This window comes from Streptomyces globisporus (assembly GCF_003501885.1).
In the GTDB taxonomy this organism is placed as follows: Bacteria; Actinomycetota; Actinomycetes; order Streptomycetales; family Streptomycetaceae; genus Streptomyces; species Streptomyces globisporus_D.
The window spans coordinates 1-15,788 of record NZ_QWFA01000214.1 but is presented as its reverse complement, the minus strand read 5'-3'; the positions used below and the strand labels follow the sequence as shown (position 1 = coordinate 15,788).

Here is a 15,788-nt window from a genome sequence, read left to right as displayed (position 1 = left end):
GGTGCGGAAGCCTGCCGGAACGTTCCGGCAGCCATATCGAATCTAGCCCTGCCGGAACGTTCCGGCAACCTTCGACCCGCCCCTCGGCCGACGTCTAGACTTCACCCCCGTGACCTCCCGGACCGTGACCCTGCTCGACGTAGCCCGTGCCGCCGGGGTCTCCAAGAGCACCGCGTCGGACGCGCTCCAGGGCTCCGGGCGGGTCGCCGAGGCCACCCGGGACCGGGTCCGCGCGGTGGCGGATGAACTCGGCTACCGCCCCAACAGCGCCGCCCGGCGGCTGCGCCGCGCCAGCACCGGGGCCGTCGGGCTGCATCTGCCGGCCACCGCGACCCGGCTGGACTACTACATGAACCTGGCCTTCGGGGCGGTCGAGCGGGCCCAGGAGGACGGGCTCGACATGGTGCTGCTCGCGCCGTCGGGAGCGGCGGGCGGGCGGATCGCCTCGCGCGTCGACGGGCTGCTGGTGATCGACCCCGAGGCGGGCGACAGCGCGGTGCCGGGGCTGCTCGACGCGGGCGTCCCGGTGGTGACCGGCGAGCGCTACCTCGGCCCGGCCGCCGCCCCCAGCGCCGCGGTGGTCTGCGACAACGCCGCCTCGCTGACCGCCCTCCTCGACCATGTCACCGAGCGCGGCGCCCGCCGTCCCGCCGTCCTCGCCCCGGCTCGACCCCCGGCGTCCTGCGCGCGGCGACCGCCCTCGGCCACGAGGTCGGCACCGCCGGCGGAGGCGGCACGACCGACGAAAGCGGCGGAATCGCGCGGTCCGGCCTGCTCATCGCGTCCTGCGTCGACGGCCCCGCCACCCGGGGCGCCGAACCACCCGTCACCGCCGTCGACCTGCGCCCCGCCGCGTACGGCCGCGCCTGCGCCGAACTGCTCTGCGACATCCTCGCGGGCCGCGCCGCCCCCGACACCGTCCGCCGCCACGCCTGGTCCCTGGAGACCCGAGCGTCCACCGGTTCGCCGGGCTGACCCACCGCGCGCGCCGGGTCCGACCCAGGAGGCGCGTTCTCCCGGACCCCCAACTCCGCACGGGATGACAAGAGTCGGGCCAAAACCCCCTCCGCCACATCTCCGCAACGTGAACATTCTGCGTCAAGTGGCAACGGGCGTGGCGGCCTTGACATGTCGTCGAGCGGCCGGTGATAAGATCATCTTACTTCCAGTGGGCTGATGGCGTATGGGGGCATTCCGGGAGGAATGGATTCCTCGGCCCCACCTTCGGAGGGGCACCTCCCGAAGCGGCGCACGGTCGCGGCGAACGAGCCCTGGCTGCGTGCCGCCTGACGGGGTGTCAAGCCGTTTCCGCCATGGCACTTGAAGTGAGTCTCATGACATTTGCACAGGGCCCTCTCGTCTGGGCGCTGGTTGTCGTAGCCCTGGTCGCCGTGGGTGCCGTTCTGCGCGCTCGCGCGATCAACGTCAAGCTCCGCAGGAACCACGCCGAGCTGCGCCAGGAGCGCGACGCCCTCCTCCACCAGCGGGACGAACTCCACGTCGTCCACAACACTCTGCTCCAGCGTCAGTCCGCCGAACTCGCGGAGGTCCGCAAGGACGCCGAGGAGGAGACCAAGGCCGTCCTCAAGGCAGCCGTCCGCACCCTCCAGGGCCTCGCCGACGAGCAGCAGGTCGTGATCGAGAAGGCCCAGCGCAAGTACGGGGACGACCCCGGGATTCTCGCCGACCTGATGGCCATGGACCACGCCAACAGCCAGTTCGGCCGGCGCGCCCAGGGCATCGCCGTGCTCTGCGGCNATCCAGGCCGTGCCGACGGGCGTCTGCCTCATCGTCGACGACGCCGGTCTCGGCATGGGCCAGGAGGAGAAGGACCGCGCGGCGGCCCTCCTCTCCCCCCAGGCCGCGATCAGCGTCTCCAGCCTCGGTATTCCGCCGCAGTTCGGGTTCGCCGTCTCCGGGATGCTCGCCGCCCGCTACGGCTTCCGGGTCTCGGTGGACTCCGTTTCCCCCTATGGAGGCGTACGCGCGGTGGTCCTCATCCCCGACGAACTGCTCACCACCGAGGCGCCGCCCGCCGCAGCGCCGGCCGAGGCGCCCGAAGCGGCGCTCTCCCCGGCGCCGCAGGTCCGGCAGCCCGACCAGTGGCAGGCCCGGGCACAGTCCCAGGCTCAGCCTCAGCACCCGGCCCAGGCCCCGAGCCCGTCCCCCGCGCCGACCCCGCTCTTCCCGCCCGCTCCGCAGCCGGACACCGCTACCCAGCCGCTCGCCCAGATCACCACCACCGCCGGCGGTCTGCCGAAGCGTCGTCGCAAGAGCCCGGTCTNAGGAGACCGCGTCGCGGCTCGGCGCCTTCCAGCGCGGCACCCGGTCCGGACGCGACACGACGACGACGGAAGGACCCGAGTTCCAGTGAACCCCGATCTGTCCTGGGTACTCAACGACCTGCTCCAGGTACCCGGCGCCCGGCACGCGATCCTGGTGTCCGCGGACGGCCTGCTCCTCGCCAACTCCAGCGAGATCGGCCGGGACGACGCGGAGACCGTCGCCGCGGCCATGAGCTCCATGCAGTCCCTCAGCCGGGCCGTCGCCCCCTTCATCGGAACCCGTGACCCGGGCAGATGGCGGCAGACGCTCCTGGAGTACGAGGACGGCTGGATCTTCCTCATCGCCGCCGGCACCGGCGCCTACCTCGCCGCCACCGCCGCCGCCGACGTGGACATGGAGGCGATGTCCTTCCGGATGCAGCAGCAGGTCACCGCACTGGGCAAGGCGATGACCACGCCGCCCCGCCGCACCGCGGACAGCGAGCTCGTTGACAGGAAGATCCTCGAAGAGGTGTTGCATGGACTCCAAGTCCGGTTCGGCTGAGAGCATCTATGTGCCGGAAGCGGTCCAGCGCGCGGCGAAGATCCTCGTCGTCGGGCACTTCGCGGTGGGCAAGACGACGCTGATCGGCACCCTGTCCGAGATCACGCCGCTGCGCACCGAGGAGCGGATGACCCAGGCCGCCGCCCAGGTCGACGATCTGCGCGGGGCGCCCGACAAGAAGACGACGACGGTCGCCCTGGACTTCGGCCGGCTCACCCTCAGCGACGAGCTGGTGCTCTACCTGTTCGGTACGCCGGGGCAGCAGCGGTTCGTGGAGCTGTGGGAGGACATGGCGCGCGGTTCGCTGGGCGCGCTGCTCCTGGTCGACCCGGCGCGGCTCGCGGACACGTTCCCGGTCATCGACCTCGTCGAGACGTACGGGCTGGAGTACGCGGTCGCCGTCAACAGCTTCGACCCGTACTCGCAGCACGCCGAGGACGAACTGCGCGAGGCGCTCGACCTGCTGCCGGACACCCCGGTGGTCTTCTGCGACGCCCGGGACCAGAAATCCTCGGCGCACGCCCTGATCACCCTGGTCCGCCACCTCCTGACGCACGCGACCTGACGCGCACACGGCCCGACGCGCACACCACGTAGACGTATACGAAGCCGGGGCCCCGACGGCCCCGCGATCACACCGAGGAAGCCGCCATGGATCCGCAGCCGGGAGCCACCCCGTACAGCGCCCCCGCCGGGTGCCCCATGCACCAGCAGCAGCAGACGTCGCTGTACGGACCGGAGTTCGCCGCCGATCCGCACCGCTTCTACGACGCGGCACGCACCCACGGCCCCGCCGCGCCCATCGAGCTGGCCCCCGGGGTGGACGCCACGCTGATCGTGCAGCACGAGGCGGCGCTGCGGGTGCTGCAGAACCCGGCGCTGTTCGCCCGGGACTCGCGGCGCTGGGCCGCGCTGCGCGAAGGCGCCGTCCCCATGGACAGCCCGGTGCTGCCGATGATGATCTACCGGCCCAACTGCCTGTTCACCGACGGCGCGGAGCATCTGCGGCTGCGCAAGGCATCTGCGGCTGCGCGAGGACGTGCTCCGCGCCAACGCCGAGCTGACCGAGTGTCTGATGGAGCTGGTCTCCATCAAGCGCCGCCAGCCCGGCGACGACATCACCTCCTGGCTCATCCAGCACCCGGCGGGGCTGCGGGACGAGGAGCTGAAGGACCAGCTGGTGATGCTGATGGGCGCGGGCGTGGAGCCGGAGCGCAACCTGATCGGCAACGCGCTGCTGCTGATGCTCGCCGGGGAGCAGCCGGGCGCGCCCGAGCGGCGCGGTTCGGGGATGCTCGTCGAGGACGCGCTGGACGACGTCCTGTGGAACAACCCGCCGATCGCCAACTACGCCACGCACTACCCGGTGCGGGACATCGAGCTGGACGGGGTGGTGCTGAAGGCGGAGACGCCCGTGCTGATCAGCTTCGCCGCCGCGAACAGCGACCCGGGGCTCACCGACGCCCGCCAGACCCTCAGCAAGGGCGCCCATCTGGCCTGGGGCGCGGGCCCGCACGTGTGCCCGGCCAAGTCGCCCGCGACGCTGATCGCGCTGACCGCGATCGAGAAGATCCTCAACACCGTCCCGGACCTCGCGCTGGCCGTGCCCGCCTCGGGTGTGGNCCGTACCGGAACGCCTCCTCCGCAACGCCGGTGACGTCTCGTCACACACCGGAGCCGGCCAAGAAGCAGAAGGGCTGGTGGAGTTCGTTCCTGGATGTGTTCCGCGTATGACTCACAGCCCGACAATTCGCGTGTGAGAACGGGCATTTGTGACGATTGCATGTGACGGGGGCAACAAAGATCGATGCTTGGCGCCGTTATCCGGAGGGGTAGGTTCAGGTCGGTAACCACGGGCCTAGGTCAAGGAACTCTGCGTGAGCATCACTGGTGGTACAGGCAGGAGCCCGAACGGCCGGCGCGCGGTCATCGGTCTGCTCCGCAGACTCAATTCCCCCGAAGGCCAGGCCGACCCGTACGGTCTTCGACCGATCCACCATCGAACGCCTCGCCCCCGACGTCGAGCGCGACGCCGACCGGCTGCTGGACGAGCTGGCGGAGAAGCTCCGCTGGGGCGAGGCGGACTTCGTCTCCACGATCAGCGAACAGCTGCCGGTCAGCACGGTGGGCTCCTGGCTGGGCATACCGCCCGAGGACTACCCGCACATCCTGGAGATCACCCACAACCAGGTGTTCGCCCAGGAGCTGCTGCCCACCAAGTCGCAGCTGACCGTCTCCGCCGAGGCGACCCTGGCGCTGCGCGCCTACTTCACCGAGCTCGTCGCCCGCCGCCGGGCCGAGCCCCGCCACGACGTGCTGACCGGCTGGATCCACACCTGGGACGCGATGGAGCCGGACCGGGAGAAGGCGGACGAGATCCTCTACCGGCTCACCATGTTCGTCACCATCGCCTCGCTGGAGACCACCGCGACGCTGCTCACCTCGATGACGCACCTGCTGACCGAGCCTGCCCGGTGGGCCTGGCTGCGGGAGCACCCGGAGCACATCGACGCGGCCGTGGACGAGGTGCTGCGCTACGACCCGCCCATCCACATCAACACCCGGATCGCCGCCGAGGACACCGTCCTGGCCGGGGTCCCCATCAAGAAGGACAGCATGATCCACGTCCTGTACGGAGCGGCCAACCACGATCCGCGGCGGAACCCGGACCCGGCCGGCTTCGACATCCTGCGCGGCGGCAGCCACCTCACCTTCGGCGGCGGGGTGCACTACTGCCTGGGCGCGGCGCTGGCCAAGCTGGAGGCGCGGACCCTGCTGGCACGGATGCTGGACCGTTTCCCGACCCTGCGGACCGTCGCACCGCCGGAGTACGCCGCCCGGATGGTCTTCCGCCGGATCACCTCGCTGGGCGTGGCGCTGTGAAGCTCTCGCTGCCCGACTTCCTGACCTCGAACGACCGCTCCACGACGGTACGCACCCGGCGCGAGGGCGCCGTCCTGCACGTGGAGCTGAACGCGCCCGCGAGCGGGAACGCGGTGACCGAGGCGATGCTCGACGAGCTGCTGGACATCGTCGCCGTCCCGGACCCGGAGGTGCGGGTGCTGGTGCTCGGCGCGGCGGGGGACGACTTCTGCCTGGGCGGGGACCGTACCGAGTTCGGCCAGTGGCTGGAGGAGGACCCGACGGGCCGGGGCATCCGGGTCGCCGGGGAGAAGGCCCGCCGGGTCTGCGAGGCGCTCTCCGGCGGCCGGGCGGTGACCATCGCCCGGGTGCAGGGCAAGGCGGTCGGCGCGGGGTTCGCGCTGGCCCTCGCCTGCGATCTGCGGGTCGGCGCCGAGAACGCCTCCTTCCGGCTGCCGGAGCTGGCGCTCGGGCTGCCGACCGCCTGGGGCGGGCTGCTGCCCCGGCTGATCCACGAGGTGGGCGCGGCCCGGGTCCGCGAGCTCATCCTGACCGGCCGGGCCTTCGGGGCCGCCGAGGCCCGCGAGCTGTCCGTGCTCCAGCGGGTGGTGCCCGGGGCGGAGCTGGACGACGCGGTCGCCGCCTGGGCGAAGCCGGTGGTCCGCCGCCCGGAGGCCGCGCTGCGGGTCACCAAGGCGCTGCTGAACTCCTACGCCGCCGCCACCCGGCTGGCCGACCCCTCGTTCCTCGACGCGGAGCTGATGGCCTCGGTCGCTGCCGCCACCCGGCGCTCCCCGGCGGGCGGCAACGGGACGGGCGGGTCACACTCGTAAAAACCCGAGTGGGAGGTCTCCGGCGTGGACGTACCGGTGTGGCTGTGGATCGTGTTCGCCGTGACCGTCATCGTCTCGCTGACGGTGGACCTCCTGGCGCACCGCAAGGCGCATGTCATCGGCTTCAAGGAGGCCGGGCTGTGGAGCGCCCTGTGGGTGGGTCTCGCGCTGATCTTCGGCGGGGTCGTGTTCCTGACGCTCGGGACGACCGCCGGAACGGAGTACACGACCGCGTGGCTGCTGGAGAAGAGCCTCTCGGTCGACAACCTCTTCGTCTTCGCGCTGATCTTCGCGTACTTCAAGGTGCCCCGGGAGTATCAGCACCGGGTGCTTTTCTACGGTGTCATCGGCGCCCTGGTGTTCCGGGCGCTCTTCCTGACCGCCGGTGTCGCGGTGGTGAACCGCTTCACGTTCGTCCTGTTCCTCTTCGCCGCAATCCTTTTCTACAGCAGCTATAAAATCCTCAGCGGGCAGGAGGAGAATTTCGACCCGGGCAAGAGCTTCGCGGTGCGGCTGCTGCGGAAGATCATGCCGGTCCAGGACGAATACTCCGGCACGCATTTCGTCGTCCACAAGGAGGGGCGGCGCATCGCCACGCCGCTGCTCGCGGTGGTCGCCGCGATCGAGGCGGCCGACCTCATCTTCGCGGTCGACAGCGTGCCCGCGGTCCTGGCGGTCAGCGACGACCTGTTCATCGTCTACACCAGCAACGCCTTCGCGATCCTGGGGCTGCGAGCCCTGTACTTCCTGCTGGCGGGGCTGCTGGACCGGTTCCACTACCTGAGCCACGGCCTGGCGATCATCCTCGCCTTCATCGCGGTCAAGCTCATCCTCCAGGCGTCCCACAAGATGATCAGCACCTCGATCCCGGAGATCCCGTCGCCGGTGAGCCTCGCGGTGATCGTCGTCATCCTGGCGGTGTCGGTGACCCTGAGCATGCGCCGCCCGCCGCAGGACCAGGACGGTGCGGACGCATCCGACAGCGATACGAACAAGTAGGGCAGAGGCAAAGCAAAGGGAAAGACTTTCCCAAATCCTCCGCCGGGCCTATCGTGAGTAAATGGACAGCAAAAAGCGTGACCTCCACCAGCGGGCCGCTTTCATGTGCCCCACCTGCAAACAGTCCGTCCCCTCCGAGATCCACCGCCACAAGTCCCTCGGAATTTTCGTTCCGGTATGGCGCGCGGGGCCCTGCGAGAACCCCGACTGCCCGGAGTACGCCGCCGCCCGGGAGTGGCGCGTCCGGCACCGCTCACGCCACTGAGGCTCCTCGGCCGGGGACCGGTCCGCCGACGCGCGGACCGGTCCCCGGCTGACTAGCGTGGGCCGTGGGCGGGGGCCGAGGGCAGGACTCGGGGACCCAGGGAAGGACAGGCACACGCCATGGCTGTAAAACCCGAGGGCACCCCGTGCTGGGCGGACGCCATGTTCGCCGACGTCGAGGGCGCGAAGAGCTTCTACGCGGACGTGCTCGGCTGGACGTTCGGCGAGAGTCAGGCGGAGTTCGGCTACTACACGACGGCGTACGCGGACGGCAGGGCGGCCGCCGCCGTCTCCCCGCCCATGCCGGGCGAGGAGGGAAACCCCTCCTCCTGGTGTCTCTACCTCGCGTCGCAGGACACCGCGGCGACCGTCGCGAAGGTCCGCGAGAACGGCGGCGAGGTAGTGGTGGAGCCGATGGAGGTCGGCGCGTTCGGCACGATGGCGCTGGCCCGCGACCCCGGCGGGGCCGTGTTCGGCATCTGGCAGGCGAACACCCACGAAGGGTTCGAGACGGAGATGGGGGCCCCCGGCGGGTACTGCTGGGGCGAGGACTTCACCCGGGACGCGAAGGCCGTGGACACGTTCTACCCGGCGGTCTTCCCGTACACGGAACAGAAGATGGACGAGGCGACGATGGACTTCGCCGTCTTCGAGGTCCAGGGGCAGCCGGTGCTCGGCCGGATGGTGATGGACAAGGACTTCCCGCCCGACCTGCCCTCGTTCCTGAACGTGTACTTCTCCGTGCCGGACTGCGACGCGGCGGTGGCGAAGGCGACCGAGCGCGGCGCGGTGCTGCAGTTCGGGCCGATGGACAGCCCGTTCGGCCGGTTCGCGGCGATCACCGACCCGCAGGGCGCCTCGTTCTCCGTGATCGACGTGACCACCACCAAGGGCGAGATGCCGGGGATGAGCCCGGTGGCCTGACCTGGATCCTCAGCCGCCGAACGGGCCGCGACCGGGAAACCGGCGCGGCCCGTTCCGTCTGCCCGCCGCGCACCCCTCCCGGGCTCCAGGGTGTCCGTGGATTCCTCCGACGCCCCTCGCATCTGCGATGGAATATCGCCCAGGGGATGGCACATGCGATCCCCATTGGCCTAGCGTGTCGCACATGCAGTCCTACACAATCGGCCAGGCAGCACGACTTCTCGGGGTCAGCCCGGACACCGCCCGCCGCTGGGCGGACGCCGGCCGGGTCGCGACCCATCGCGACGAGGCCGGCCGCCGTCTCATCGACGGCCGCGCGCTGGCCGCCTTCTCGATCGAGGTCGGCCAGAGCGCGGGCGGCGAGGACGAGGCCCCCTACACCTCGGCCCGCAACGCGTTCCCGGGCATCGTCACCGCGGTGAAACTCGGCGACGTCGCGGCCCAGGTCGAGATCCAGGCCGGGCCGCACCGGCTCGTCTCGCTCCTGACCCGGGAAGCGGTGGAGGAGCTGGGCCTGGAGGTCGGCATGCAGGCGACCGCCCGCGTGAAGTCGACCAGCGTGCACATCGACCGCACCTGAGCCCCACCCCCCTACATCCGTACCGCATCCGCGCGTGCGCCCACGCGTCCACGCGTCCACGCGTCCAAGGAGCCTCACCCTCATGTCTCTCCTGCTCACCCGCCGCCGCGCGGCCGCCGCCGCCCTGAGCGCCGCGCTCCTCGTCCCGCTCGCCGCCTGCGGCAACGACGACAAGAAGGACGCGGACAGCGGCGCCGAGGCCACCTCGTCCGCCTCCGGTGCCCCGAAGGCCGATCTGACCGTGCTGGCCGCGGCCTCCCTGACGGATGTCTTCAAGGAGGCGGGGGCCGCGTACGAGAAGGCGAACCCCGGCACCGAGGTGACGTTCTCCTTCGCGGGCTCCCAGGAACTGGCCGCCCAGGTCAAGCAGGGCGCCCCCGCCGACGCCCTGGTCACCGCCGACACCAAGACGATGGAGGGCCTCTCCGCCGACACCGGCAAGCCCACCGTCATCGCCAGGAACCGCCTGGTCATCGCCGTCGGCGAGGGCAACCCGGAGAAGGTCGAGAACCTCAAGGACCTGGCCGACCCGAAGCTGAAGGTCGTCCTGGCCGCCCCCGAGGTGCCCGTGGGCCGCTACAGCCAGCAGATCCTCGACGCGCAGAAGATCGAGGTGAAGCCGGTCTCCCAGGAGCCCAACGTCCGCGCGGTCCTCAGCAAGGTCGAGCTGGGCGAGGCGGACGCCGGGCTCGTCTACAAGACCGACGCCGCGACCGCCACCGACAAGGTCGACGCGATCGAGATCCCGGACACGGAGAACGCCATCGCCTCCTACCCGGCGGCCACGCTGAAGGCGTCGGAGCACAGCGAGGCGGCCGCCGCGTTCGTCGCCTGGCTCTCCACGCCCGAGGCGCAGAAGATCCTCCAGGGCGCGGGCTTCCAGCAGCCGTAACCGCACCCCGGCCGACCGCCCCGTACGCGGCTCGACACCCCGTACGCGGCCGACACCCCCGTACGTCCCGGCGGGCCCGTACCGTCCTACGGACCCGCCGGGCACCGCCCGACCCCCGCCGCCCGACGAGGTCACCATGAACCGACCGGTACTCCGCCGTACGCCCGGGGCCCGCGCGCCCCTGCTGCTGACGGTGCCCGCCCTGCTGGCCGTGGCCTTCCTGATGCTGCCGCTCGTCGGGATCCTGGTCCGCACCTCCTGGGGCGAGCTGGGCGACCACCTCACCGCCGAGGCCACCACCGAGGCGCTGCGGCTCTCGCTGCTGGTCTCCCTGTGGGCGCTCGGGCTCTCCCTGCTCCTCGGGGTGCCGCTGGCCTGGCTGCTGGCCCGGGTGCCGTTCCCCGGCAAGGCGTTCGTCCGCTCGCTGGTGCTGCTGCCGATGGTGCTGCCGCCCACGGTCGGCGGCGTCGCCCTGCTGCTGGCGTTCGGGCGGCGCGGGCTGCTCGGCCCCTGGCTGGAGGACACCTTCGGCGTCACGCTCCCCTTCCACACCTCCGGGGCCGTGCTCGCGGCGACGTTCGTCGCGATGCCGTTCCTGGTCATCTCGCTGGAGGGCGCGCTCGGCGGACTGCGCCCCCGGTACGAGGAGACCGCCGCCTCCCTCGGGGCCTCCCCGATCCGGGTGTTCCTCACCGTGACGCTGCCGATGGTCGCCCCCGGGCTGATCGCCGGGGCCGCCCTGACCTGGGCGCGGGCGCTCGGCGAGTTCGGCGCGACCATCACCTTCGCCGGGAACCTCCCCGGCACCACGCAGACCCTGCCGCTCCAGGTCTATCTGCTGCTCCAGGACGCGCCGGAGGCCGCGACCTCCGTGTCGCTGCTGCTCCTGGCCATCGCGATGATCGTGCTCATCGCGCTGCGCGGCCGCTGGACCGGCACCCCGGGCGACCATCGGGACCCGGCACGCCGTGCGGCGGCGGCGGCCGAGGAGCCCGCGGCCCCGGCCCCTCTCCCCGAACCGGCCCCGGGCCTCCCGCAGAAGTCCGCCCCCGAGCCCTGGCCGCTGCACGCCGACGTCACCGGCTTCACCCGCCTCACCCTGGACGCAGGGCCCGGCACCACCATCGCGGTGGTCGGCCCCAACGGCGCGGGCAAGACGACGCTCCTGCGGGCCCTCCTCGGCCTCACCCCCCGCGCCCACGCGGAACTCCGCCTCGGCGACGACGACGTCACCGGCCTCCCCCCGCACCGCCGGGGCGTGGCCTGGGTCCCCCAGGACGGGGCCCTCTTCCCGCACCTGAGCGCCCTGACCAACACGGCGTACGGGCTCCGCGCCCACGGCGTGCCGCGCGCCGAGGCCCGCCGCGAGGCCCAGGGCTGGCTGGACCGGCTCGGGGTGGGCCACCTCGCCCACCGCAGGCCCGCCCAGCTCTCCGGCGGCCAGGCCCAGCGGGTCGCCCTGGCCCGCGCGCTGGCGGCCCGCCCGCGCCTCCTGCTGCTGGACGAACCGCTCGCCGCCCTCGACCAGACCACCCGGGCCCGGGTGCGGCACACCCTGCGCGGGCACCTCGCGGAGTTCGGCGGGGTCTGTCTGATCGTCACCCACGACCCGGTCGAGGCGGTCTCGCTGGCCGACCGGGTCCTGGTCCTGGAGGACGGCCGGGCCCTCCAGGACGAGCCGCCCGCCGAGGTCACCCGGCACCCGCGCTCGCCCTGGGTGGCCCGGATGCTGGGCCGCAACGCCTGGCCCGGCACCGCCACCGCCGACGGGCTCGCGCTGGAGGGCGGCGGCCACCTCGTGGTCGCCGAGCCCCTCCCGGCGGGCACGGACGCCCTCGCGGTCATCGCCCCGGAAGCCGTCTCCGTACACCGGGAGCGGCCCACCGGGTCCCCGCGCAACGTCTGGCCGGGCACGGTCCGCGAGATCACCTCGGGCGGCAGCCGGCTGCGGCTGCTGATCACCTCGGCGAAGGCCCCGGACCTGGTCGCGGAGATCACCCCGGGGGCCGCGGCCGAGCTGGGCATCGCCGACGGGAGCGCCGTCTGGACCAGCGTGAAGGCGACGGAGGCGACGGTCGTACCGCTGTAGCGGGAGCTGTAGCGGGAAGGGCTGCGGGAGGTGTCGGCAGGCCGGCCCCGGGAACCGGAGACACCACCGCGGACGTACTTCTTACGACTCTTGACGCGCATTCGGAGAAACGGGGACCCATGGCACTGTTCGGCAACGCCCACACGATCAACCCGGCCACCGCCCAGCAGGACTACGCGAAGCTGCTCGGGCAGGGCGAGCAGGTGCACGCCGCGTTCCTGCTGATCCGCGACACCATCCTGTTCACGGACCGGCGGCTCATCCTCGTCGACAAGCAGGGCATCACCGGCAAGAAGACCGAGTACCACTCCGTTCCGTACCGCAGCATCACGCACTTCGCCGTCGAGACGGCCGGGACGTTCGACCTCGACGCCGAACTGAAGATCTGGATCTCGGGCAGCCCGACCCCGCTCCAGAAGACGTTCACCAAGGGCGTCGACATCTACGAGGTGCAGGCGATACTCACGCAGTTCGTCGCCCGGTAGCCACCCCCGGGGAACACGGCTCAGAGGGACGGGCGCAGCCGGGCAGCCGCCGAGTGGCCCGGGACGGCGGCGCGCAGCTTCGCGGCGCGCTCCCGCAGTTCGGGCAGCAGCGCGTAGAGCGCGTCGCCGGGGCAGCGGGTCTCGAAGCTGTCGCGGTGGCCGGAGATGACGTGCAGCCGGGCCACCTGACCCTCGTCGAAGCGGCTCTCGTCATTCGTCGAGACCAGGTCGACGCTGCCCAGCGGGTCCGCCCCGGGCCGCAGCTTCCAGGCGGCCAGCCGCACCAGCGCGTCCATCATCGGCTTCGGCACCTCCGCCCCCGGGCCGAAGTTCCCGATCGCCGCGATGCCGACCGTGTCGGCGTTGAACCCCTTGGTGTGCGCGCCGAGCACCGAGCGGCCGACGCCGCCGGCGCGGCCCTCGTAGATGGTGCCGCAGCGGTCGACGAGGAAGTTGTAGCCGATGTCGTCCCAGCCGTCCTGCCGGATGTGGTCGCGCTGGACGGCCCGGATCAGCTCGGGGGCGTCCGCGCAGGCGTAGTCGTTGGGGTTGCCGGTGTGGTGGATGAAGACCGCCCGCGCCGCGCCCGTGTAGTGCGGGCCCTCCCGGACCAGCTTCTCGTCCGCGTGCCAGTCCCGGCGGCTGACCATGGCCGGCTGCGGGAGGCCGCGCGGCGGACGGGGTCCGGTGGCCAGCTCCGCCCCCGGCGCACGGAACGCCGGACCGTCCCCGAACACCAGGAGGGCCAGGGGCAGGACCAGAACGCCCAGGACGAGTCGGCGGGACCACATGGACTCCACCCTGCGCCCTGACCTCCGGGTTCGCAGAGGAGCGGGCCGATCGGGTGACGTGGCGCCGGGCCTCCGCGCACCCTCCCCGCAGCCGAGGCGTTCCGTCCGGAATGCGCGTTTCGCCGGGTCTTCCTACGATGAGATCCGGATCATCGCCCGCTCCCGGCGGGGGTGCCCGGCGGAGCGAGGAACCATGGCCCACGACCGTGTGCGGGACGAACCGGATGTCGGCCTCAAGCCGAACGCGATCGGGTTCGTCGATGCCCTTGTCATCGGTCTGAACGCGACCTCTCCGGCGTACTCGCTGGCCGCCGTCATCGGCCCGATCGTCGCCCTGGTGGGGATCTACGCCCCGGGCGTCATGTTCGCCTCGTTCGTGCCGATGCTGCTGATCGCCTCCGCGTTCTACTACCTGAACAAGGTCGACCAGGACTGCGGTACGACGTTCTCCTGGGTGACCCGGGCGATGGGCCCGTGGGCGGGCTGGCTGGGCGGCTGGGCGATCACCATGACCGGTGTCCTGGTGGTGGGTTCGCTGGCCGATGTGGCGGTGAGCTTCACGCTGCTGGCGGTGGGTCTGGACGGCTGGGTCGAGAACGACTTCGCGCGCCAGCTGCTCACCGTGCTGCTGATCATCGTGATGACCGGGCTCTGCGTCATCGGCACCGAGCTGTCGGCCAAGGTGCAGAACGTGCTGATCCTCCTCCAGATCGCGTTCCTGCTGGTCTTCGTCGCGGTGGCGCTCTACCGGGTGTACGCGGGCACGACCGGCTTCGACTCGATCGAGCCGTCCTTCGGCTGGCTCGACCCGTTCGGCGCGGGCGGTGCCGCGCTGACCGGCGGGCTGCTGCTCGGGGTGTTCATCTACTGGGGCTGGGAGTCCGCGGTCAACCTCACCGAGGAGACCGAGGACTCGGCCAGCGCGCCCGGCAGGGCGGGCCTGTGGTCCACCGTCGTGCTCCTGGTGACCTACTTGTCGGTCGCCATCGCGGTCGTCGCCTTCGCGGGGACGGCGTTCCTGGCGGAGAACGCGGGCGAGGAGGAGTTCATCTTCGCCCAGCTCGCCGGGGACGTCCTGGGCGGCTGGGACTGGATCCTGCTGCTGGCGGTGGCCACCTCCGCGATCGCCTCCACCCAGACGACGATCATCCCGGCGTCCCGGACCGCCCTGTCCATGGCCCGCCGGCAGGCGTTGCCGCAGCACTTCGGGCACATCAGCCCCCGGTTCCGTACCCCGGACGTGAGTACGTGGTGGGTCGCCGGGATCGCCATCGCCTGGTATCTGATCGTCAACCAGATCTCCACCAACGCCCTCTTCGACTCGCTCACCGCGCTGTCCCTGCTGATCGCCTTCTACTACGCGCTGACCGGGGTGGCCTGCGCCGTCTACTACCGGCGCCATCTCACCGAGAGCGTGCGCAACTTCCTGCTGATCGGGCTCGGCCCCGTGGTCGGCGCCGGACTGCTGACCTGGCTGCTGGTGCGCTCGGTCATCGACATGTCCGACCCGGCGAACTCCTACAGCGGCGCCTCCTGGTTCGGGCTCGGCCCGCCGCTCGTCATCGGCATCGTGATCGCCCTGGCCGGCGTTGTCCTCATGGTCGTCTGGCGGCTGCGCGACGCGGTGTTCTGGCAGGAGCGGCCGGGGGTCGCGGACCCGGACCTGGTGCACGGCACGATCACCGGCCCCGGAGGTACCGGCGGTCCTGGCGACTCCGGTGCCCCTGGTGACCCCGGCGCCGGAAAGGGGCCTTGAGATGTCGGTCGTCCTCGGTTACGACGAATCCCCCGGCGCCGCCCGCGCCCTGCGCATCGCCATCGAGGTGGCGGCCGCGTACGGGGAGGAGCCGCGTACGGGGAGGCCGGCAGGCCGGGCGCACCGGCCTGGAGCACGCGCTCACGTCCGCCGAGGAGGCGGGCGTACCGGCCTCGGTCGAGGTGCTGGACGAGAAGCCCGCACAGGCCCTGCTGGACGCCGCCGAACGGCACGGGGCCCGGGTCATCGTGGTCGGTACCTGGGGCGAGAGCCCGATGCGCGGGGCCCTGCTGGGCTCGACCCCGCACAAGCTGCTGCACATGTCGACGGTCCCGGTGCTGTGCGTACCGACGGAGGAGGGCCCGGAGCAGCCGCAGCCGTAGGCGGCCGTACGGACCCGGAGCAGCCCCAGCCGCAGGCGGGCCGGTCACCACACCTCCCCGCTCTCCGCCGCCCCCCGCCCCGGAACGGCCTTGCGTCCACC

At 71.9% G+C, this 15,788-nt stretch carries 13 protein-coding genes and 4 pseudogenes; 16 read left to right on the top strand and 1 reads right to left on the bottom strand.

Annotated features, from left to right (window positions below; all coding sequences use genetic code 11):
• Positions 1-109: 109 nt before the first annotated feature.
• The 14 genes and pseudogenes from D3105_RS29185 to D3105_RS29120 all read left to right on the top strand — a co-directional run bounded on the left by D3105_RS29185 (position 110) and on the right by D3105_RS29120 (position 12,757).
• Positions 110-975 (top strand): annotated as a pseudogene (locus tag D3105_RS29185) (LacI family DNA-binding transcriptional regulator).
• A 359-nt stretch (positions 976-1,334) separates the two neighbouring features.
• A pseudogene (locus tag D3105_RS29180) lies at positions 1,335-2,374 on the top strand (ATP-binding protein).
• Positions 2,371-2,829, top strand: coding sequence for a roadblock/LC7 domain-containing protein (locus D3105_RS29175; protein WP_118905938.1), 459 nt, complete (start codon positions 2,371-2,373; stop codon positions 2,827-2,829). The pseudogene D3105_RS29180 and the gene D3105_RS29175 overlap by 4 nt, the downstream one beginning before the upstream one ends.
• On the top strand, positions 2,804-3,394 hold the full coding sequence (locus D3105_RS29170) for a GTP-binding protein (RefSeq protein ID WP_010071483.1): 591 nt from the start codon (positions 2,804-2,806) through the stop codon (positions 3,392-3,394). The genes D3105_RS29175 and D3105_RS29170 overlap by 26 nt, the downstream gene beginning before the upstream one ends.
• A gap of 86 nt (positions 3,395-3,480) precedes the next feature.
• Positions 3,481-4,563, top strand: a pseudogene (locus tag D3105_RS29165) (cytochrome P450).
• A 216-nt stretch (positions 4,564-4,779) separates the two neighbouring features.
• The gene (locus D3105_RS29160; protein WP_240647065.1) at positions 4,780-5,712 is read left to right on the top strand and encodes a cytochrome P450; all 933 of its coding nucleotides are present in this window, start codon (positions 4,780-4,782) and stop codon (positions 5,710-5,712) included.
• Entirely contained in the window at positions 5,709-6,524 is an 816-nt protein-coding gene (locus D3105_RS29155; protein WP_118905937.1) for an enoyl-CoA hydratase/isomerase family protein, read from the top strand. Before D3105_RS29160 ends, D3105_RS29155 begins: the two co-directional genes overlap by 4 nt.
• 24 nt (positions 6,525-6,548) lie before the next feature.
• On the top strand, positions 6,549-7,523 hold the full coding sequence (locus tag D3105_RS29150; RefSeq protein ID WP_118905936.1) for a TerC family protein: 975 nt from the start codon (positions 6,549-6,551) through the stop codon (positions 7,521-7,523).
• Between the two features lie 61 nt (positions 7,524-7,584).
• Entirely contained in the window at positions 7,585-7,788 is a 204-nt protein-coding gene (locus D3105_RS29145; RefSeq protein ID WP_118905935.1) for a hypothetical protein, read from the top strand.
• A gap of 119 nt (positions 7,789-7,907) precedes the next feature.
• A complete protein-coding gene (locus tag D3105_RS29140; protein ID WP_118905934.1) occupies positions 7,908-8,711 on the top strand; it encodes a VOC family protein in 804 nt (267 codons plus the stop codon).
• Positions 8,712-8,895: 184 nt separating this feature from the next.
• The gene (locus D3105_RS29135; protein WP_030075662.1) at positions 8,896-9,291 is read left to right on the top strand and encodes a TOBE domain-containing protein; all 396 of its coding nucleotides are present in this window, start codon (positions 8,896-8,898) and stop codon (positions 9,289-9,291) included.
• A gap of 82 nt (positions 9,292-9,373) precedes the next feature.
• Positions 9,374-10,183, top strand: a complete 810-nt coding sequence (modA, locus tag D3105_RS29130) for a molybdate ABC transporter substrate-binding protein (protein WP_118905933.1) — start codon at positions 9,374-9,376, stop codon at positions 10,181-10,183.
• A 136-nt stretch (positions 10,184-10,319) separates the two neighbouring features.
• Positions 10,320-12,272 carry an ABC transporter permease gene (locus D3105_RS29125; RefSeq protein WP_118905932.1) on the top strand — a complete coding sequence of 651 codons (1,953 nt, stop codon included), beginning with the start codon at positions 10,320-10,322 and terminating at the stop codon, positions 12,270-12,272.
• Positions 12,273-12,391: 119 nt separating this feature from the next.
• Positions 12,392-12,757: a PH domain-containing protein gene (locus D3105_RS29120; protein WP_006126192.1), complete on the top strand. Its 366-nt coding sequence runs from the start codon at positions 12,392-12,394 to the stop codon at positions 12,755-12,757.
• A gap of 20 nt (positions 12,758-12,777) precedes the next feature.
• Here D3105_RS29120 and D3105_RS29115 read toward each other — a convergent pair whose 3' ends face one another.
• A complete protein-coding gene (locus D3105_RS29115; protein ID WP_118905939.1) occupies positions 12,778-13,548 on the bottom strand; it encodes a peptidoglycan recognition protein family protein in 771 nt (256 codons plus the stop codon).
• 193 nt (positions 13,549-13,741) lie between these two features.
• On the opposite strand from D3105_RS29115, the gene D3105_RS29110 reads away from it, so the two are divergent.
• Entirely contained in the window at positions 13,742-15,304 is a 1,563-nt protein-coding gene (locus D3105_RS29110) for an APC family permease (RefSeq protein ID WP_240647063.1), read from the top strand.
• A gap of 1 nt (position 15,305) precedes the next feature.
• Positions 15,306-15,687, top strand: a pseudogene (locus tag D3105_RS29105) (universal stress protein).
• Positions 15,688-15,788 lie beyond the last annotated feature (101 nt).

Bases quoted from the DNA above. Each gene is read 5' to 3' on its own strand.
- D3105_RS29120 (WP_006126192.1), top strand. From the start codon at position 12,392: ATGGCACTGTTCGGCAACGCCCACACGATCAACCCGGCCACCGCCCAG.
- D3105_RS29135 (WP_030075662.1), top strand. From the start codon at position 8,896: ATGCAGTCCTACACAATCGGCCAGGCAGCACGACTTCTCGGGGTCAGC.
- D3105_RS29170 (WP_010071483.1), top strand. From the start codon at position 2,804: ATGGACTCCAAGTCCGGTTCGGCTGAGAGCATCTATGTGCCGGAAGCG.
- D3105_RS29125 (WP_118905932.1), top strand. From the start codon at position 10,320: ATGAACCGACCGGTACTCCGCCGTACGCCCGGGGCCCGCGCGCCCCTG.
- D3105_RS29145 (WP_118905935.1), top strand. From the start codon at position 7,585: ATGGACAGCAAAAAGCGTGACCTCCACCAGCGGGCCGCTTTCATGTGC.
- D3105_RS29140 (WP_118905934.1), top strand. From the start codon at position 7,908: ATGGCTGTAAAACCCGAGGGCACCCCGTGCTGGGCGGACGCCATGTTC.
- D3105_RS29115 (WP_118905939.1), bottom strand. From the start codon at position 13,548: ATGTGGTCCCGCCGACTCGTCCTGGGCGTTCTGGTCCTGCCCCTGGCC.
- modA (WP_118905933.1), top strand. From the start codon at position 9,374: ATGTCTCTCCTGCTCACCCGCCGCCGCGCGGCCGCCGCCGCCCTGAGC.
- D3105_RS29110 (WP_240647063.1), top strand. From the start codon at position 13,742: ATGGCCCACGACCGTGTGCGGGACGAACCGGATGTCGGCCTCAAGCCG.